Origin of the sequence: Amycolatopsis orientalis DSM 40040 = KCTC 9412 (assembly GCF_000478275.1) — a bacterium.
In the GTDB taxonomy this organism is placed as follows: Bacteria; Actinomycetota; Actinomycetes; order Mycobacteriales; family Pseudonocardiaceae; genus Amycolatopsis; species Amycolatopsis orientalis.
The window spans coordinates 247,281-265,791 of the sequence record NZ_ASJB01000043.1; the positions used below are offsets into that span (position 1 = coordinate 247,281).

Sequence of the window (18,511 nt, forward strand, 5' to 3'; positions counted from 1 at the left end):
ATGAACGACACCAAGTTGACCGCGAGCGAGCTGGTCGCCGCGTATGCCACCGGAGAGCTGTCGCCGGTCGAGGCCACTCAGAACGCGTTGCGTGTCATCGAAGAACGCGACGGCGAGACCAACGCCTTCTGCCTGGTCGACGCCGAGCACGCGCTGGAACAGGCGAAGGCGTCCGAGGTCCGCTGGCGCGACGGCAACCCGATCGGCTGGCTCGACGGTGTCCCGGCCTCGATCAAGGACATGTTCCTGACGCAGGGCTGGCCGACGCTGCGCGGTTCGCGCTGCATCGACCCCGATCAGCGGTGGGACGTCGACAGCCCGGTCACCGCGCGTCTTCGCGAGAACGGCTTGGTGCTGCTGGGAAAGACCACGACCCCGGAACTCGCGTGGAAGGGTGTCACCGACAACACGCTGACCGGGATCACCCGCAACCCGCACGACCCGTCGAAGACGGCGGGCGGGTCCAGCGGCGGGAGCGCCGCGGCCGTCGCGGCCGGGATGGGTGAGCTTTCCGTCGGCACCGACGGTGGTGGCTCGATCCGGATCCCGGCCTCGTTCTGCGGGATCGTCGGTCTCAAACCGACACACGGCCGGATCCCGTTGTTCCCGGCGAGCCCGTTCGGCCCGCTGTCGCACGCCGGTCCGATGGCGCGCTCGGTGGACGACACCGCGCTGATGCTCGACGTCCTCGCGATGCCCGACCACCGTGACCCGGCCGCGCTCGCTCCGCCCGTCTCGACCTTCCGTGAAGCCGTCCGCCGGGACGTGCGCGGGCTGATCGCCGCCTACTCGCCGACACTCGGTTTCGTCGACGTCGACCCGGAGGTCGCGGCGATCGTCAAAGCGGCGGTCCAGTCGCTGGGCGACGCGGGCCTGCACATCGAAGAGGCCGACCCCGGCTTCGCCGACCCCAAGCCCGCCTTCGACATCCTGTGGTCGACGGGCGCGGCCAAGTGGCTGGACACCTTCCCAGCCGGCGCGGAGACCAAGGTCGACCCCGGGCTGCGGAAGGTGTGGGAGCTCGGCAAGACCTTCTCGGCGAGCGACTACCTCGGCGCCAACGCCGAGCGGGCCGCGCTGGGGATCCTGATGGGCGAGTTCCACACGCGCTACGACGTGCTGATCACGCCGACCGTCCCGATCCCCGCCTTCGAGGCCGGGCACGAGGTGCCGCCGGGCAGCGGGCTGAGCGGCTGGCCGGACTGGACGCCGTTCACCTACCCGTTCAACATGACTCAGCAGCCCGCCATCAGCGTTCCGGCGGGACGCACCTCCAGCGGTCTCCCGGTCGGGCTGCAGATCGTCGGCCCCCGGCACTCCGACGACCTGGTGCTCGCGGTCGCGAAACTGCTCGAGGAGGTCCGTCCCTGGCCGTGACCAGCGGAAAGGGAGCAAGGGACCTTTGCTATCGCCCGCGCGGTCAGGGGTGGGCGGCGTGGGTCTTGCGGACCAGGCTCCGCACCTGGCCGCTGCACAGCGCGAGACAGGTGGCGGCCACGACCAGCGCGGCGCACGCGAGCAACGTGGTGCCGACCCCGAAGTGCTGGGCGGCCGGCCCGGCCGCCATCTGTCCCAGCGGCAGGGCGATGAAGGAACCGAGCATGTCGTAGGAGTAGACGCGCGCGAGTTTCTCCTCGGGCACGTTCTCCTGCAACGAGACGTCCCATGCGACCACGAACTGCTCGATGGCCAGACCGGAGACGAACATGGCCGCCAGCAGCAGGGGCAGCCAGGGTGCCTGGCCGAGCAGTATCAACGGCGGAGCCTCGAAAAGGATCACCGCGACGCCGACGAACAACGCGCGCCTCGGCTGCCATCGTGCGACGAGGATCCCGCCGACGAGCGAGCCGATCGTCTGCGCCGCGAGGGCGAATCCCCAGCCGGTGCGGCCGAAAGTGCTGTCGGCGACGACGGGGCCCAGTACCGCGATCCCGCCGGCGATGACGGCGTTCACCACCATGAACTGGACGACCACGACCCACACCCAGGTCCGTGACCGGAACTCGCGCCAGCCTTCGGCGAGTTCCGACAGCGGGCGGCTGCCTGGGATCCGTTCCCGGCGGTTGAGCCGGATCCGCCGGTAGGACAGGGCCGAGGCCAGGAACAGCAGCGCGTTCCCGCCGAGCGCCCAGCCGGGGCCGACCGCGGTGACCAGGAGGCCGCCGAGCCCGGCGCCGGCGATCCGGCCGGAGTTCGAGAGCAACCTGCCCAGCGCGTTGGCCGGTGCCAGCAGTTCGATGGGCACCGTCAACGGGGTGAGTGACGCCGAGGCGGGTGCGGAGATCGCGGCCACCGCGCCGTTGACCACGCTCAGCGCGACCAGCAGCGGGATCGACGCGAATCCACAAAGGACACTCGCCGCGATGGTCGCCTGGGTCAGCGTGGCGGCGACTTCGGTGCCTTGCAGGATCACCGATCGCGGCAGCCTGTCCGCCAGGACCCCGCCGAACAGCAGCAACAGCACACTCGCCACCGACCGCGCGCCGACGACGATGCCGATGTCGACGGCCGATCCCGTCAGGTCGATCACCGCGAACGCCAGTGCGAGCGGAGCGACGGCGTTGCCGAACTCGCCGAAGGTCCGGCCACCGATCAGCCAGCGGAAGTTGTGGTGGCGCAGCGGCTCGCGCAGTGACGTCACGATCGCGTCATCTCGAACATCGCGACCGTCGCGCTGACCGGGATCGTGCCGCGGGTCCGGGGTGGTCGCGCGGCCGAATGCAGAAGCCCGCTCAGCTCGCGCGCGTGCCCGAGCGCCTTCTCCCAGGTCTCGCGGTCGACCCACATCTCCGCGTCGGTCATCGAACCGTGTTCGCCGAGGACCCGGAATTCGCTGCGGCGCCTGAGTTCTTCGGCCATCGTCGCGATGAGCAGCTGCTCCTCCCTCGGATTCGTCGAGGCGAACCGCCTGCCGGACTCCGGATCGTGCCGGTAGCGCTTCGCCAGCCCGCCCCGGATCCGGACCTCTTCGACGACGTCCAGCAATCCGGCCTCGTGCAGCCTTCGCACGTGATAGCTGACGTTCGCCTGTGTCTCGCCGAGTTCGCGCGCGGCCTCGGCGGCACTCATCGCCACCCCGGTCAAAAGCGACAGAATGCGCAGCCGCACCGGATGGGCGAGGACACGAAGTCCTTCGAGGCTGGGGGAATCGGGCATGGGGAGGAGTATCGACTGCCGGGACACTGACCGTCAAACAGTTATTTGGGGGTTTCGTTGGCCGGGAGATCCGGTGCGGTGATCCGATGTCTGTGCTGTGCTGAAGGCATGCGTACGACGACATTGGGCAGGAGCGGCCTCAAGGTGTCGAGGATCGCCTTCGGCACCTGGCAGCTCGGCGGCGACTGGGGTTCCTTCGACGAGGACGCGGCGATCGCGGCCATCCACCACGCCCGCGAGTCGGGGGTCGACTTCTTCGACACCGCCCAGGCCTACGGGTTCGGGAAATCCGAGGCGATGCTGGGGAAGGCGTTGCGCGAGGAACTCAAGCGCGACCGCGAAAACCTCGTCATCGCCACGAAGGGCGGTATCAAGCCGCGTTCCGAGCGGCCGCGCGACTCGCGGCGCGAGTGGCTGACGAAAGGGATCGAGGACAGCCTCCGCTTCCTCGACGTCGACCACATCGACCTCTACCAGATCCACTGGCCCGATTCCGACGCCCCGGCCGAAGAGACCGCGGGGATCCTCCAGGAGTTCGTCGACGCGGGGAAGATCCGGCACATCGGTGTCTCGAACTACGATGCCGCGCAGCTCGCCGACTTCGACAAGACCCGTCCGGTCGAAACCTTGCAGCCGCCGTATCATCTGTTCCGCCGGGACATCGAAACCGATCCGCTGCCGTACGCGCGGGAGAACGACATCGGCGTGCTCGTCTACAGTCCGCTGGGCAGCGGCCTGCTCACCGGATCCTTCACGCCGGAGACGACCTTCGAGAAGACCGACTGGCGGTCCCGGTCTTCGGCCTTCACCGGGGAGACGTTCCGGCGCAACCTCGCCGTCATCGACAGGCTCAAGGAGTTCGCCGGGGACAAGGGGATCTCGGTCAGTCAGCTCGCGATCGCGTGGACCCTCGCCCAGCCGGGCGTGCACGTCGCCATCGTGGGTGCGCGCAAGGTGGCCAACATCGACGCCAGCGTCGCCGCGGCCGACGTCGACCTGACCGCGGACGACCTCGCGGAGATCGACCGGCTCACCGCCGACGCCGTCCCTGTCGCGGGCGCGAGTCCCGAAGGCGTCGCTTAGAGCTTGAATTCGGTTCCGTCCAAGGGAAGTGAGGCGCCGCCGTGCAGTACGGCGGCGTGCTCCGGTGAGGACGGGTCGACGACCGGGTTCGTGTTGTTCAGATGCGTGAAGGCCCACCGCGGACCAGGCCGGAGTCTCGCGAGACTGCCGGTGATCGGCAGATGCCCCATCGCCAGTTGCGCGCCGTCGCCGACCTTCGCCTCGGTGGCCGCCGACATCTCGTCCGGCGCGTAGAAGGTTCCGTCCAGCAGCACGAGACCCGCGTCGCGGGTGAATTCGTCGAATCCGTCCGGCCAGCTCTTCAGACAGGGCGCGTACACGAAGACGCCGCCGGTCCGCGGATCCTCGATCCGGTACGCCACCACCCATGGTCCGTCCTCAGTGGACGAACGCGCGTACTTCGGCCGCTTGTCGCTCACCGGGAGTACGCTCACCCGGAGGCCGTCGATGGCGATCTCCGACGCGGGCTGCCACTCCCAGCCACCGTAGCCGTCGATGATCGACCGCGCGGGGAACTGGTCCGACAGCGCGCGAAGCACCGCGTCCGGTGCCCACACCGGGAGCCCGCCCGCCTCGCGCAGCATGAGCAGGCCCAGCGAATGATCGAGTTCGGCGTCGGTGAGCAGGACCCCGCGCAGCGGGATCTCCCGCGGTCCCGGCCCGGCCCGGAGCGGCGGTGTGGCGAGGATCTGCGCGCGGATGTCCGGGGAAACGTTGAGCAGGTACCAGCCCTCGCCGTCCGCGCTCACCGCGACGCAGTCCTGCGTCCGCGGTGGCGCGCCCGAAGTGCACAGTGCGCAGGCGCAGTTCCATTGCGGGAAACCGCCGCCCGCCGCGGTACCGAGCAGGATCACCCTCATCGGGGCGCCCGCATGACCAGCTTGTCCGTCCGGGGTGGGGTGGCGAGGATGAGGTCGACGACGTCGCGATGCGGCGAACGCGAGCAGACCGGATCGGTCGCCGAAGCGTCACCGGTGAGCTGGAACGCCTGACACCGGCAGCCGCCGAAGTCGATCGAGCGCCGTTCGCAGGTCCCGCAGGTGTCCGGCATCCAGTCCTCTCCGCGGTAGGCGTTGAAGGAACTGGATTCGTACCAGATCCGCGCCAGCGGCACGTCGCGCACGTTGTCGAAGTCCAGCGTTTCGATCGCGGTCGACGCGGGGCACGGCAGCACGTTCCCGTTGGGCGCCACGGTCAGCTGCCGCGCTCCCCAGCCGTACATGCACGGCTTCGGGTACTGCTCGTAGTAGTCGGCGACGACGTAGATGATCTCCATGCTCCCGCGCAGCCGTTCGGTGGCGGCGCGCACGATCGGCTCGGCCTGTTCGAGTTGGCGTCTGGTCGGCATCAGGGCATCGCGGTTCCGCAGGGCCCAGCCGTAGTACTGCGTGTTGGCCAGTTCGAGCCGGTCCGCGCCCATTATCTCGGCCAGTTCGATGATCCCGGCCAGCTGATCGTGGTTCTGCCGGTGCAGGACGACGTTCACCGAAAGAGGCAGCCCGGCCTTCTTGATCAGTTCGGCCACGACCAGTTTCCGGTCGTGCGCCCGCGCGCCCGCGAGCCGGTCCGCGCGTTCGGCGGTCGCGCCTTGGACGGACAGCTGGATATGCGCGATGCCGCGCGCCACGAGATCGTCCAATCTGGACTCCGTCAATCCGAGCCCGGACGTCACCAGGTTGACGTAGCAGCCCAGTTTCGTGGCGTGCTCGACCAGGATGGGCAGATCCGGCCGGGCGAGTGGTTCACCGCCGGACATGTGTACCTGGAGTACGCCGAGTTCCCGCGCCTGCGAGAGTACGGACAACCATTCCTTTGTGGACATTTCGTCTTCGCGGGTGGCCAGCTCGACCGGATTGGAGCAGTACGGGCAGTGGAGCGGGCAACGATGGGTCAGTTCGGCCAGCATCCCCAGTGGTGCCGCCGCGGTGGAGGTGTTCAGGTCCATTCGACGATCCGCCGATCTCCCAGCCGGGACAGGACGTCCAGGATCTCTTCCTCGCGCACACCCGTGTAGCGCTCGCCCAGCTTGGCCGCGATGGCGGCGACGTCCGCCGTGCCGTCGCAGAGCCGGAGCACGGCGGCCGCCGTCGGATTCGGGACGAGCACACCTTCGGGGAACAGCAGGACATGCGTTTCCCTGGTCTGGTCATAGCTCAGCCGGACCCCGCGCCGCAGTCGCGGTACGGAGCCGGTGGTGATGGCGGACATCGCTACTCCTTCGCCGCGGCGCGCTCGATGGCGTCGAGCATGGACCAGAGCACGTCGGTCTTGAACGACAACGCGGCGATCGCCTTCTCCTGCTGCTCGCGGGTGACGGCGTGCCGCACGACGATGTCGAGGGTCCCCTTGCCCTCGCCCGAGACCTTGTCGATGCGGTTGGTGAAGTAGGCGAGGTCGTCCCGGGCGATCCACGGGTAGTTCGCCAGCATGTCGGCGACGCGCCGTTGCATGAGGTGGCCGGCGAACATTTCGGTCAGCCCCGAAGCGACCGCTTCGAGCCAAGGTTTCGTACGGGCGAAATTCACATAGGCGTCGACGGCGAAACGCACTCCGGGGGCGACGTGCCGCTGATCGAGAACCTCTTCACGGTCGAGCCCGACCGCGGTGCACAACCGGAGCCACCGCTCGATTCCGCCGTCTCCGGCTTGGGTGCCGTCGTGATAGACGATCCGGTCCAGCCATTCCCGGCGTATTTCCGGCAACGGGCAGTTGCTGATGATCGCCGCGTCCTTCTGCGGGAGAACGCACTGGTAGTACCAGCGGTTCGCGGCCCAGATCTTCAGTTCGTACTCGGACAGTTCGCCGCCGTGCATCCGCCGGTGGAAGGGGTGCGTGCCCCAGTACCGGTGGGAAAGCCCGCGCAACGCCGCGACGAACTCCGCCGGGGACATCGGTGCGGGGGAGGGGGAAAGAGACATCGCACTGCCTCCAACGGCCTGGAATGTTCAGTGATCTCCGACGGCGGCGCGGTGGTGGGGGACGGCCCCCACCACCGGTGGTGAATCAGTCCTCCATGCGGGCCGCGTAAGCGGTGACCTCCATGGGAGTCTCGTACTCGACGAAGTCGGGCGTGGTCCATACCTCGATGGTTTCGATCATTTTCGTACTCCTCGGATCGCTGACGTTCATCCCCGGAACGTCCACATGGGAACGAACCGGGCCGAGCCCCGTCACCCTAGAAGCGGACCGCCGATTCTGACCAGACGTAAGGACCAACTTCCCGTGGAGTTTTGTAAAGTTTCCTACCTATGGTCGATCGAGCCGTCCCCCCGGTCACGCTCGGCGCACGCAACGGTTAACGGTAAGCGCTTGCCTTAGCCCGTCCAGTGGTGTCCGTTTCGTCCGGCGGTGTGTTTGTATCCAACCCGACGGGTGCACCCCGACCATCCGTCATCCGCCGCCATCCAGGCTCCAGGGGTGTAGCTGAAGGAGGCGTCTCATGTCCATAAACCGTACTCTCGCCACCACGTTCGCCGCCGTGACGGCCGCGTCGATCGTGGCCGTACCGGCCACCGCGGCCGAAGCGCCGTCCGTCCAGGCGATCAAGCAGATCGCGAGCGGGCTCAACCAGGCCTGGTCGATCGACTTCCTGCCCGACGGCACCGGTCTCTTCACGCAGAAGGACGCCAAGACGATCAGCAAGATCGACAAGGCGGGCAAGGTCACCACGGTGCAGACCATTCCCGGGGTGAGCGTCACGGCGGAGGCCGGCCTGCTCGGTATCGCCGTCTCGCCCCAGTACGCCACCGACCAGACGGTCTTCATCTACTACACGACCAGCTCCGATAATCGCATCGCCAAACTGAAACTGGGCCAGAACCCGACGCCGATCGTCACCGGCATCCCGCGTGGCTCGCAGTACCACCACGGCGGGCGGATCAAATTCGGCCCGGACGGCTACCTCTACGCGGGCACCGGCGACGGCCAGAACGGCGCCAACGCGCAGAACAAGAACTCCCTCGGCGGCAAGGTCCTGCGGGTCACCACCGACGGCGCGCCCGCGCCGGGCAACCCGTTCAACAGCCGCGTCTACTCCTACGGCCACCGCAACGTCCAGGGGCTGACCTGGGTGAACGGCCAGCTGTACAACACCGACATCGGCGCGAACAAGCTCGACGAGCTGAACAAGATCGAGCCTGGCAAGAACTACGGCTGGCCGACCTGCGAAGGCCCGTGCAACACCGCGGGCATGACCAACCCGGTCAAGGCCTGGCCGACGTCCTCGGCGACGCCGAGCGGGCTCGCGGCGTACAAGGGCTCGCTGTACATGGCCTCGCTCAAGGGCGGTACCTACAAGCTCGACGTCAACGGCAACGGCGGCAAGCTGTGGACCAACCTCGGCCGGACGCGGGACGAGGTCGCCGGCCCCGATGGTCAGCTGTACACGATCACCCCGGGTGCCATCTACGCCTCCGACGGGAGCTGAGGGGTCTGCATTTCGTCCTCTGGATGCGGTAGTTCAGTGTCGAACTACCGCATTCAGAGGACGAAACGCGAGGTCAGCCGCGCCCGACGGACACGGCATGTTCCAGTTCGGCGAGCGCGGTGTCGAGGTGGGTCAGGATGCGCTGCAGATGCGGCACGCTCCGGCGGCAGCCGGTGATACCGAAGTCCAGGTTGTCCCCGTTGCTGGTCAGCGTGATGTTCAGCGCCTGCCCGTCGAGCAGCACCGACGCCGGGTAGATGCCGTCGAGCGCCGCGCCGTTCCAGTACATCTGCTTACGCGGCCCCGGCACATTGGAGATCACCAGGTTGAACGGCGGTTTCGTGTTGTTCACGACACCCGGGATCGGCGACGCGCCGAGCTGGGCGACGTTGATCCCCGACAGCAGCAGCGTCTGCAGCGGGGTCAGCTCCGAGAAGAGCTTCTTCCCGTTCCGCATGGACGCGTTGATCGTCGCGAGCCGGGCGGCAGGATCGGTCAGATGGGTGGCGAGGTTGCACAGCAACGCGCCGATGTTGTTCCCCGAAGCGTCGCCACTGTCCTTGCGCCGCAAGGAAACCGGGACCATCGCGGTCAGCGGCGCGTCGGGGAGCGCGTTCTGTTCGATCAGGTAGTCCCGCAGCGCGCCCGAGCACATCGCCAGGACGACGTCGTTGCGGGAGACCCCGGCCGCGGTGGCGACCTTGCGCACGCGGTCGAGCGACCACGACTGCGCGGCGAACCGCCGGGCGCCGCCGATCGGAACGTTGAACATCGTCTTCGGCGCCTGCGACGGCAGCGTGAGGGTGTGCTCCTGGAACGCCTCCCGCGCCACCTTCATCGCGGCGGGCGCGATGCCCGCGAGCTGGTTGAACGTCTTGCCCACGGTGCGGAGCATCGACGGCGACGCCTTGCCGTTGCGGCCGCCGTCCGGTTTGGGCCGCGAGCCCCACGGCGGCGGGCAGTCGAGATCGTGCGGATCGTCCGACAGCGTGCCCTGCAGATGCCGCAGCGCCGACACGCCGTCCATCAGCGCGTGGTGGATCTTGCTGTAGATCGCGAACCGGCCGTCCTGCAGCCCCTCCACCAGATGGATCTCCCACAGGGGACGGTGCCGGTCGAGCAGGGTGCCGTGCCAGCGTCCGGTCAGCTCCAGCAGCTCGCGGATCCGGCCCGGCTGGGGCAGCGCCGAATGCCGGAAGTGGTAGTCGAGCTCGAGATCGTTGTCGGTCGCCCAGGCGATATGCCCGGCGGTGTTGACCGGCCGGGCGGGACGGCGGCGGAACACCGAGCGCATGTTGTCGGATTCGAGCATGGTCTTGCGGACGTCACGCAGGTAGTCCGGCCCCGCGCCCTCGGGTTTCTTGAACAGCTGCAGGCCGCCGACGTGCATCGGATGTTCGCGCGTCTCCACGAGAAGGAACATCGAGTCGGTCACGGGCATGAACGGCATCGTCGGACCACCTTCCGCGCGGCGGCGTGCGAGCACGCCGGGTGCGAGAGTCTACGCACACCGAAACCACCATCTCACGCTTTAGGGTGGCGTACATGACGATCCCGACCGATCCGCAGACGGGTGAGTTCCGTCGGTCCGCCAACCATTTCGACGCGCGCATCACCGCCGACGGCCGCGACGGCTGGCCGGTCGAGGCGGGAAGATACCGGCTGGTGGTGAGCCGGGCCTGTCCCTGGGCGAGCCGGGGGCTGATCGTCCGGCGGCTGCTGGGCCTCGAGTCCGCGCTGAGCGTGGCCGTGGCCGACCCGATCCAGGACGACAAGAGCTGGCGGTTCACCCTCGATCCCGATGACCGGGACCCGGTACTGGGCATCAAATACCTGGCCGAGGCCTATCACGCGGCCGATCCGCACTATCTGGGCGGGATCAGCGTTCCGGCCATTGTGGACATTCCGAGCGGGCGGCTGGTGACCAACGACTATCCGCGGATCACCCTGGACTTTTCCACCGAATGGACCAGTCTCCACCGGTCCGGTGCGCCGGACCTCTATCCCGAGCGGTCGCGCGACGAGATCGACGACGTCAACGCGGGCGTGTTCGCCGACGTCAACGCCGCCGTCTACCAGGCCGGTTTCGCGACCAAGCAGGCCGCGTACGAAGACGCCTATCATCGGCTCTTCGTCATGCTGGACGTGCTTTCCGAACGGCTCGAAAGGCAGCGCTACCTCGTCGGTGACACGATCACCGAAGCGGACATCCGGCTGTTCACCACCCTCGTCCGCTTCGATCCGGTCTATCACGGGCATTTCAAGTGCAACCGGAACAAACTGACCGAGATGCCGGTCCTGTGGGCCTACGCCCGCGACCTCTTCCAAACGCCGGGTTTCGGTGACACCGTCGATTTCGACCACATCAAGCGGCACTACTACGCGGTGCATGAGCAGGTGAACCCGACGCGGATCGTCCCTTTGGGACCGGAGCTGTCCGGCTGGGCGACCCCGCATCACCGGGAGCAGCTGGGCGGTCGCCCGTTCGGCGACGGCACGCCGCCGGGACCGCCGCCCGAGGACGAACGGATCGGGGAAACGGATGGAGCCACTTCCTGAACGCACCGACGTCGTCGTGATCGGCGGCGGCATCATCGGGGTCGCCTGCGCGTACCGGCTCGCCGCCGCCGGGGTCTCGGTGCTGCTGCTCGAACGCGACGGCCTGGGCGCGGGCTCGACGGCGAAGGCGGCGGGCGGGATCCGGTCGTCGTTCACGACCAGGGTCAACATCGAGATCGGGCTGCGCGGGCTGGCCGAGTACGCCTCCTTCGCCGAGACGTACGGGACCGAGATCGACTTCCGCCGCGACGGGTACCTGTACCTGGTCACCGATCCCGCGGATCTGCCCGAATTCGAGTGCTGTGTCGCCCTGCAGAACTCCTACGGCGTCCGCAGCAGGCTCGTCGAACCGGCCGAAGCGCGGCGGTTCTCGCCGCTGATCGACACCGAAGGCGTGGTCGCGGCGCTGTGGTCCCCGGACGACGCGAAGGCCACCCCGGACTCCGCCGTCCAGGGTTACGCGCGGGCGGCCCGCGGCCACGGCGCGGTGCTGAGGACCGGGGTCGAGGTCGTCGGCATCGAGCGCGACGGCGACGAGATCACCGGCGTCCGGACCAGCGACGGTTTCGTGTCGACGAACGCCGTGGTCTGCGCGGCGGGCGCCTGGTCGGGCCGGATCGGCGAGTTCGCCGGCGTCGAGCTGCCGGTGCGGCCGTTCCGGCGGCAGGTCGTGTTCACCGGACCGGTCGCGGAGCTGCCCGAGTCCGTCCCGCTGACCATCGAGATGCCGTCGGCGTTCTACTTCCACCGCGAGGGCCTCGGCCTGGCGATGTCCTTCTGCGACGGGGACGGCGACCCCGGCTTCGACACCCGCTACCAGCCGGGCGACTGGCTGCCGAAGCTCGCCGAGATCGCCGCGCGGCGGGTGCCCGCGGTGCTCGACGCGGGGATCCGCAGCGGCTGGGCCGGGCTGTACGAAGTCACCCCCGACCGCAACCAGATCGTGGGGGAAAGCGTCCACCTGTCGCGGTTCTTCTACGCGACCGGGTTTTCGGGACACGGGTTCCAGATGGGCCCGGCCGTGGGGGAGCTCGTGCGGGACCTCTACCTGGGGCGGGTCCCGGCCATCGACATCACCGAGCTCGACGTCCGCCGGTTCGCCGGCGACCGGGCCGTGACGAGGGAGCACAACATTGTCTGAATTGTCTGACGGGATCATCGAGGTCACGACCGAGGCGGAGCTGCGCGAGATCCTGCCGCCGCCGCTGGAGCGGACCGCGAACAAGGCGCGGGCGGAACTGCACGAAATGGACCGGCGGTGGCTGGCGGAGTCGCCGTTCGTGCTGATCGCGACGTCGGCGGCGGACGGCACCTGCGACGTCTCGCCGAAGGGCGACCCGGCGGGGTTCACCCTGGTACTGGACGACACGCGGATCGCGATCCCGGAGCGGCCGGGCAACCGCCGCGCCGACGGGTTCCACAACGTGCTGTCGAATCCGCACGTCGGGCTGATCTACCTCATCCCCGGCCGAGGGGACACGCTGCGGATCAACGGAAGGGCGCGGCTGGTGCGGGAGGCGCCGTTCTTCGACGACATGATCGTGAAGGGGAACCGGCCGAAACTCGCGCTGGTCGTCGACATCGACGAGATCTTCCACCACTGTCAGAAGGCGTTCATGCGGTCGAAGCTCTGGGCCCACGAGACCTGGACGCCCGACGCGATGCCGTCGAGGGCGGTTCTCGCCAAGACCTTCGAGCGGCCGGACGAGAGCCTGGCGGAGATCGAGTCGTACTACGATCCCGCCAACTACGCGGCCGGGCTGTACGGATAGGTGCGGCCGGGTGCTGGGGCTCGTGAGTGGTAATGACGGTTAGAACCGTCATTACCACTCACGAGGCCATAGCGTGATGGTTGCTGGATCGTTGAACGATCTGGCACTATCGGCGGGGTGCCTGCACCCACCGGAGCCCAGCATCTCGCCGACGCGCTGACCGCTCTGGGGACCGAAGTCGTCTTCGGTCTCCCCGGGGTGCACAACCTGCCGTTATGGGAGGCGCTGGCCGATACGGACATCCGGCTCGTCGGGGTCCGCCACGAGCAGACGGCAGGCTACGCGGCCGACGGCTACGCCCGCGCGACCGGGAAACTCGGCGTCGCGCTGGTGACCACCGGGCCCGGTGCGGCGAACACACTCGCCGCCGTCGGCGAGGCGATGGCCTCGGCCGCGCCCATGCTGGTGATCGCGACCGACATCCCGTCCACCCTGCGGCGTCCCGGCGTGGTCCGCGGCGTCCTGCACGAGACGTCGGACCAGCAGGCGATGTTCGCGCCGGTCACGAAGGCCGGGTTCACCGTCCAGAGCGCCGATCAGGTCGCCGCCACCCTGCACCGCGCGGCCCGGCTCGCGCTCCAGCCGCAGAGCGGGCCGGTCTATCTCGGCATCCCGGCCGACTTCCTTTCCGAGCGGACGCCTGCCCGCCGTCCGCCGCGATCGCACGCGCGGCCGGCCGAGATCCCGGATCTCAGCGAGGCCGAGGCGGTGCTGGCCACCGCGGAACGGCCGCTGATCTGGGCGGGCGGCGGCGCGCTGCGGGCCGAAGCCGGTGAGGCGATCGGCAAACTCGCCGAACGGCTGGCCGCGCCGGTGCTCACGACGTTCGGCGCGCGCGGGCTCCTGTCGGTCGATCATCCCTGTCTCGCTCCGAACCCGGTCCACGCGCCCGAAGTCGGCGCGCTGTGGGACGAGGCCGACGTCGTCCTCGCCATCGGCACCGATTTCGACGGGCTGATGACGCAGAACTGGCTGATGCCGAAGCCGAAGAAGCTCATCGCGATCAACGTCGATCCCGACGACGCGGCCAAGAACTACCAGCCGGACATCACGCTGGTCGGCGACGCCCGGGTGCTCACCGAAGCGCTGAAAGTCGAGGAACGGCCCGGTATCGCGGCCCTGGTCGGCAGGCTCGCCAAGGTCTCCGCCCGGGTCCGGCAGCGGATCAAGGAGGAGGAACCGCAGGCGGCGGATCTCCTGTCCACTTTGGACGAGGTGCTGCCGCAGGACGCCGTCGTGGTCGCGGACATGTGCGTCGCCGGGTACTGGATCGGCGGTTTCCACCGCGTCCGCGCCCCGCGCAAGCTCGCCTATCCGATGGGCTGGGGCACGCTCGGGTACGGTTTCCCGGCCGCGCTCGGCGCCGGGGCGGCGGGCACCGGGCGCGCCATCTGCGTCAGCGGGGACGGCGGTTTCCTGTTCGCCTGTGGTGATCTCGCCACGCTCGCGCAGGAACAGCTGCCGGTCACGGTGATCATCGTCGACGATGGCGGCTACGGGATGCTCCGCTACGACCAGGACAGGGCCGGGCTGCCGCGGCGCGGTGTCGACTGGGACAGCCCCGATTTCGTCGGTCTCGCCCGGTCCTTCGGCGTCCACGCGGACCGGGTGTCCGGGTTCGGCCGCGCGTTCCGGCGGCTGCTCGGCGAGTTCGTCGAATCCGACGAGCCGAACGTCCTGGTCGTCCGGGCGAAGATGGCGCCGCCGCTCAACACGTCCCCGCGCTGGTATCGCAAGGAATCTTCGTGACCGGGCTCCGCGTCGGCGTGGACATCGGCGGCACGTTCACCGATCTCTGCGTCCTCGACGGAACCGGTGTCGTCGCCGTCGGCAAGGTGCTGACGACGCACGACGAACCAGCCCGCGCGGTCGAGGAAGGTCTCAAAAGGACACTCGACGACGCCGGACTGGACCCGGGCGACGTCGAGCAGTTCGTGCATGGCACCACCCTGGTCACGAACGCGCTCATCGAACGCAAGGGATCGCGTACCGCGCTGCTGGCCACCGCCGGTTTCCGTGACGTGCTGGAGATGCGGCGCGAACACCGGTACGAGCTGTACGACCTGCTCATCGAGCTGCCGTCGCCCCTGGTCCCGCGGCATCTGAGATTCGACGTCCCCGAGCGCATCCTCGCCGACGGGACCGTCCACACCGGACTGGACGAGGACTACGTCGCGCGGCTCGGCCGCGAACTCGACGACCGCGGGATCGACGCGGTGGCGATCTGTTTCCTGCACGCCTTCACCAATCCCGCGCACGAACGCCGGGCCGCGGAGGTGCTCAAGAACGTCGCGCCGAGGCTGCGGATCGCGTTGTCGAGCGAGGTCGTCCCGGAGATCCGCGAGTTCGAACGCACCTCCACCACGGTCGCGAACGTCTACGTCCAGGACCTCACCGAACGCTATCTGCGTGACCTGGAACGGCGTCTGCACGAGGCCGGAGTGCGGCCGTCGCCGCACATCATGCTGTCCAACGGCGGGATAGCGACCGTCGAAACCGCCGCCCGCTATCCGATCCGCATCCTGGAATCCGGTCCGGCGGGCGGGGCGCTGGCCGCGTCCGCCATCGGTTCCGCGGCCGGGGTCGAGGATCTGCTCGCCTTCGACATGGGCGGCACCACGGCGAAACTGTGCATGATCTCCGGTGGCGCGCCGCTGGTGACCCACGAGTTCGAAGTGGACCGGAAGTACCGGCTGCTGCCGGGCTCCGGGCTGCCGGTCAAGGTCCCGGTCACCGACATGATCGAGATCGGCGTCGGCGGCGGTTCGATCGCCCGCATCGACGCACTCGGCCTGCTCACCGTCGGCCCGGATTCGGCCGGTTCCGAACCCGGCCCGGTCTGCTACGGGCGAGGCGGCACCGAGCCCACCGTGACCGACGCCGACCTCGTGCTCGGCTATCTGGATCCCGCGTACTTCCTCGGCGGCGGAATGACTTTGGACGCCGTGGGCGCGCGCGAGGCCATCCGGTCGAAGATCGCCGGACCGCTCGGCGTCGGTGTCGAAGAGGCCGCCTGGGGTATCCACACCAGCGTCAACGAGGACATGGCGAACGCCGCCCGTGTGCACGCCGTCGAACGGGGCAAGGATCCGGCGAAACTGCCGATGTTCACCTTCGGCGGCGCCGGACCGGTGCACGGCGTCGGTGTCGCAAGGGCGCTCGGTGCACCCGAAGTGGTCGCCCCGCCGGCGGCCGGGGTGTTGAGCGCGGCGGGTTTCCTCACCGCGCCACTGGCCTTCGACTTCGTGCGTTCGGCACGCGCGGCCGTACTCGATCTTTCCCGGGAACAGGTGGAGACACTGTTCGCCGAGATGGAGGCCGAGGGGGCGGAGCTGCTGGAGAAGTCCGGTGTGGACGGTGCACAGGTGACGCACCGCCGGATCGCCGAGATGCGGTATTCCGGGCAGGGCTACGAAATTCGCGTGCCGGTCGAGAAGGGGAACTGGCCGGAGTCGCTGCTCGACGCGTTCACCGACGCCTACCGGACGCTGTATCGGCGGACCGGTCCGGACGTCGCGATCGAGGTGCTCAACTGGCGGGTCGTCTCCAGCGGCCCGGCCCCCGACGTCACGCTGAAACTCGCGGGCACGATGGCCGAAGGCGACGCGCGCAAGGGGAGCCGTCCGGCGTATTTCCCGGCTGCGGGTGGTTTCGTCGATACCGCGGTGTTCGACCGGTATCGGCTCAAGGCCGGCGATCGCGTCGAAGGTCCGGCCATCGTGGAGGAACGGGAGTCCACAGTGGTCGTTCCACCGGGCGCCCGCTGTGTCGTCGGCGAGGACGCGAGTCTGGTGGTGACGGTGTGAGCGTCGACCCGATCTTGGTGGGCGTGCTGGGAAACCGGCTGCACTCGATTCTGGCCGAACAGCAGAACGCCCTGGTCAACACGGCGTTCTCCGCCGTGGTGCGGGAATCGCTCGACCTCGCCTGCGCGGTGTTCGACTCGCGGGGCGAGATGATCGGACAGTCCGTCGGCGGGACACCCGGGCACATCAACGCGATGGCGACCGGGATGCGGCATTTCGTCGCCGCCTATCCGCCGGAGACCCTGGAGCCGGGCGATGTGCTGCTCACCAACGATCCGTGGCAGACGGCCGGCCAGATCAACGACATCACCGTCGCCACGCCGGTGTTCCTGCGGGGGCGGCTGGTCGCGTGGTTCGCTTCCTGTTGTCATGCCCCGGATATCGGCGGACGCCTGGTCTCGGCCGAGGCCAGCGAGGTCTTCGAAGAGGGACTGCGCCTGCCGATCATGAAGTTCCTCCGCGCGGGAGAGGTCAACGCGGATCTCGAACTGCTGATCCGCGCGAACGTCCGCACCCCGGAAGAGACCATCGGTGATCTGTACGCGCAGGTCACCGGCAACGAGGTGGGCGCCGCCAGCCTGGTGCGGCTGCTGGAGGAATTCGCGCTCGACTCGCTGGACGACGTCGCCGCCGAGATCATGAACCGCTCCGAACGAGCCTTGCGTGACGCCCTGGCGAAACTGCCGGACGGCACGTACACCAGTGAGCTGCTGACCGACGGGTTCGACGACGAAGAGGTCGTCCTCAAGGTCGCCGTGACCATCGACGGTGACGAGATCCACCTCGACTTCGCCGGATCGTCACCGCAGAGCCGACGCGGGATCAACGTCGTCCTCAACTACACGCGGGCGTACGCCTCGTTCGCGGTCAAGGCGGCCATAGCGCCGGAAGTGCCGCACAACGCGGGCTCGTTCCGGCCGGTGCACGTCACCGCGCCGCCGGGATCGGTCCTCAACTGCACGCCACCCGCCCCGGTCGCGTCGCGGCATCTGATCGGGCACTTCCTGCCCTCGCTGCTGATCACCACGTTGCGTGAAGCCTTACCCGGCAACGCCTTGGCGCACAGCGCGGACGCGTTGTGGATGACGATCTGGCGCGGGACCGACGCCGAGGGCGCCGAGTTCATGCTCAACGTCTTCCAGACCGGCGGGATCGGCGCACGGGCCACAAAGGACGGTCTCAGCACCACCGGGTTCCCGAGCGGGCTGCGGTCCACGCCGACGGAGGTCATCGAGACGATGGCGCCGCTCGTCCAGCGCGAACGTGTGCTGTGGGCCGACTCCGGTGGCGCCGGCCGGTGGCGCGGCGGTCTCGGTCAGCGCACCTCCATGGCCGCCCGCGGCGAGATTTCCTGGAGTGTCAACGGGAACGTCGATCGGGTGCTTCGACCGGCGTCCGGAGTGGACTCGGGGCATGATGGGGCCGCGGGCCGGTTCGGGCTCTCCGATGGAGCCGCCCTGCCGTCGAAGAGCCGGGTGAACCTGCGGCCGGACGACGTCGTGGACGTGGTCCTGCCCGGTGGCGGCGGATACGGTGACCCGTTCGAACGGGAGCCGGAGGCCGTGCTCGCCGACGTCGTCGACGGTTACGTTTCCGTGGCCGCCGCGCGCGAACTCTACGGCGTCGAGGTCACCTATCACGGAGAACCCGGGGCACTGGTGCGGCTCCCGGAGGACTACACAGCGGTTTCGTCGAGAGGGAAGAAATGA

Annotated in this window: 17 protein-coding genes; 9 read left to right on the forward strand and 8 right to left on the reverse strand. The window is 68.7% G+C overall.

The annotated features are described in order from the left end of the window. On the forward strand, positions 1–1,377 hold the full coding sequence (locus L324_RS13010; protein WP_037306744.1) for an amidase: 1,377 nt from the start codon (positions 1–3) through the stop codon (positions 1,375–1,377). A gap of 43 nt (positions 1,378–1,420) precedes the next feature. Here L324_RS13010 and L324_RS13015 read toward each other — a convergent pair whose 3' ends face one another. Both L324_RS13015 and L324_RS13020 read right to left on the reverse strand, forming a co-directional pair. Continuing rightward, positions 1,421–2,641 carry an MFS transporter gene (locus tag L324_RS13015; protein ID WP_152546816.1) on the reverse strand — a complete coding sequence of 407 codons (1,221 nt, stop codon included), beginning with the start codon at positions 2,639–2,641 and terminating at the stop codon, positions 1,421–1,423. Next, positions 2,638–3,156 (reverse strand): ArsR/SmtB family transcription factor, encoded by a 519-nt coding sequence (locus tag L324_RS13020; protein WP_037306862.1) that lies wholly within the window; start codon positions 3,154–3,156, stop codon positions 2,638–2,640. Before L324_RS13020 ends, L324_RS13015 begins: the two co-directional genes overlap by 4 nt. A 108-nt stretch (positions 3,157–3,264) precedes the next feature. Here L324_RS13020 and L324_RS13025 point away from each other — a divergent pair, with 108 nt between their 5' ends. Continuing rightward, the gene (locus L324_RS13025; RefSeq protein ID WP_051173874.1) at positions 3,265–4,239 is read left to right on the forward strand and encodes an aldo/keto reductase; all 975 of its coding nucleotides are present in this window, start codon (positions 3,265–3,267) and stop codon (positions 4,237–4,239) included. Here L324_RS13025 and pqqB read toward each other — a convergent pair. From pqqB to pqqA, 5 genes are all read right to left on the reverse strand, one after another. Further along, positions 4,236–5,099 (reverse strand): pyrroloquinoline quinone biosynthesis protein PqqB, encoded by an 864-nt coding sequence (gene pqqB / locus L324_RS13030; protein ID WP_037306748.1) that lies wholly within the window; start codon positions 5,097–5,099, stop codon positions 4,236–4,238. The two genes, L324_RS13025 and pqqB, sit on opposite strands and share 4 nt — an antisense overlap. Further along, positions 5,096–6,184 carry a pyrroloquinoline quinone biosynthesis protein PqqE gene (gene pqqE, locus L324_RS13035; RefSeq protein WP_037306750.1) on the reverse strand — a complete coding sequence of 363 codons (1,089 nt, stop codon included), beginning with the start codon at positions 6,182–6,184 and terminating at the stop codon, positions 5,096–5,098. Before pqqE ends, pqqB begins: the two co-directional genes overlap by 4 nt. Beyond that, positions 6,175–6,447: a pyrroloquinoline quinone biosynthesis peptide chaperone PqqD gene (gene pqqD / locus L324_RS13040; RefSeq protein ID WP_037306752.1), complete on the reverse strand. Its 273-nt coding sequence runs from the start codon at positions 6,445–6,447 to the stop codon at positions 6,175–6,177. The genes pqqE and pqqD overlap by 10 nt, the downstream gene beginning before the upstream one ends. A gap of 2 nt (positions 6,448–6,449) precedes the next feature. Then, positions 6,450–7,157, reverse strand: coding sequence for a pyrroloquinoline-quinone synthase PqqC (gene pqqC / locus L324_RS13045; RefSeq protein ID WP_037306754.1), 708 nt, complete (start codon positions 7,155–7,157; stop codon positions 6,450–6,452). Positions 7,158–7,242: 85 nt separating this feature from the next. After that, complete coding sequence (gene pqqA / locus L324_RS13050; protein ID WP_007033797.1) at positions 7,243–7,338, reverse strand: pyrroloquinoline quinone precursor peptide PqqA; 96 nt, start codon at positions 7,336–7,338, stop codon at positions 7,243–7,245. 340 nt (positions 7,339–7,678) lie between these two features. Between pqqA and L324_RS13055 the strand changes: the two genes are divergently transcribed. Continuing rightward, complete coding sequence (locus tag L324_RS13055) at positions 7,679–8,665, forward strand: PQQ-dependent sugar dehydrogenase (RefSeq protein WP_037306755.1); 987 nt, start codon at positions 7,679–7,681, stop codon at positions 8,663–8,665. Positions 8,666–8,738: 73 nt separating this feature from the next. Here the strand turns inward: L324_RS13055 and L324_RS13060 are convergent, their stop codons facing one another. After that, positions 8,739–10,115, reverse strand: a complete 1,377-nt coding sequence (locus L324_RS13060; protein ID WP_037306757.1) for a WS/DGAT/MGAT family O-acyltransferase — start codon at positions 10,113–10,115, stop codon at positions 8,739–8,741. Positions 10,116–10,210: 95 nt separating this feature from the next. On the opposite strand from L324_RS13060, the gene L324_RS13065 reads away from it, so the two are divergent. From L324_RS13065 to L324_RS13090, 6 genes are all read left to right on the forward strand, one after another. Then, a complete protein-coding gene (locus tag L324_RS13065) occupies positions 10,211–11,224 on the forward strand; it encodes a glutathione S-transferase family protein (RefSeq protein WP_037306864.1) in 1,014 nt (337 codons plus the stop codon). Beyond that, entirely contained in the window at positions 11,208–12,365 is a 1,158-nt protein-coding gene (locus L324_RS13070; RefSeq protein WP_037306759.1) for an NAD(P)/FAD-dependent oxidoreductase, read from the forward strand. The genes L324_RS13065 and L324_RS13070 overlap by 17 nt, the downstream gene beginning before the upstream one ends. 1 nt (position 12,366) lies before the next feature. Then, on the forward strand, positions 12,367–12,996 hold the full coding sequence (locus L324_RS13075) for an MSMEG_1061 family FMN-dependent PPOX-type flavoprotein (protein ID WP_037306761.1): 630 nt from the start codon (positions 12,367–12,369) through the stop codon (positions 12,994–12,996). Between the two features lie 117 nt (positions 12,997–13,113). Further along, positions 13,114–14,745 carry a thiamine pyrophosphate-binding protein gene (locus tag L324_RS13080; protein ID WP_037306763.1) on the forward strand — a complete coding sequence of 544 codons (1,632 nt, stop codon included), beginning with the start codon at positions 13,114–13,116 and terminating at the stop codon, positions 14,743–14,745. Continuing rightward, complete coding sequence (locus L324_RS13085; RefSeq protein ID WP_037306765.1) at positions 14,742–16,802, forward strand: hydantoinase/oxoprolinase family protein; 2,061 nt, start codon at positions 14,742–14,744, stop codon at positions 16,800–16,802. The genes L324_RS13080 and L324_RS13085 overlap by 4 nt, the downstream gene beginning before the upstream one ends. Beyond that, positions 16,799–18,511 (forward strand): hydantoinase B/oxoprolinase family protein, encoded by a 1,713-nt coding sequence (locus L324_RS13090; RefSeq protein WP_037306767.1) that lies wholly within the window; start codon positions 16,799–16,801, stop codon positions 18,509–18,511. The genes L324_RS13085 and L324_RS13090 overlap by 4 nt, the downstream gene beginning before the upstream one ends.

Bases quoted from the DNA above. Each gene is read 5' to 3' on its own strand.
- L324_RS13010 (WP_037306744.1), top strand. From the start codon at position 1: ATGAACGACACCAAGTTGACCGCGAGCGAGCTGGTCGCCGCGTATGCC.
- pqqC (WP_037306754.1), bottom strand. From the start codon at position 7,157: ATGTCTCTTTCCCCCTCCCCCGCACCGATGTCCCCGGCGGAGTTCGTC.
- pqqD (WP_037306752.1), bottom strand. From the start codon at position 6,447: ATGTCCGCCATCACCACCGGCTCCGTACCGCGACTGCGGCGCGGGGTC.
- L324_RS13025 (WP_051173874.1), top strand. From the start codon at position 3,265: ATGCGTACGACGACATTGGGCAGGAGCGGCCTCAAGGTGTCGAGGATC.
- L324_RS13020 (WP_037306862.1), bottom strand. From the start codon at position 3,156: ATGCCCGATTCCCCCAGCCTCGAAGGACTTCGTGTCCTCGCCCATCCG.
- L324_RS13065 (WP_037306864.1), top strand. From the start codon at position 10,211: ATGACGATCCCGACCGATCCGCAGACGGGTGAGTTCCGTCGGTCCGCC.
- pqqE (WP_037306750.1), bottom strand. From the start codon at position 6,184: ATGGACCTGAACACCTCCACCGCGGCGGCACCACTGGGGATGCTGGCC.
- pqqA (WP_007033797.1), bottom strand. From the start codon at position 7,338: ATGATCGAAACCATCGAGGTATGGACCACGCCCGACTTCGTCGAGTAC.
- L324_RS13055 (WP_037306755.1), top strand. From the start codon at position 7,679: ATGTCCATAAACCGTACTCTCGCCACCACGTTCGCCGCCGTGACGGCC.
- L324_RS13060 (WP_037306757.1), bottom strand. From the start codon at position 10,115: ATGCCGTTCATGCCCGTGACCGACTCGATGTTCCTTCTCGTGGAGACG.
- L324_RS13070 (WP_037306759.1), top strand. From the start codon at position 11,208: ATGGAGCCACTTCCTGAACGCACCGACGTCGTCGTGATCGGCGGCGGC.
- pqqB (WP_037306748.1), bottom strand. From the start codon at position 5,099: ATGAGGGTGATCCTGCTCGGTACCGCGGCGGGCGGCGGTTTCCCGCAA.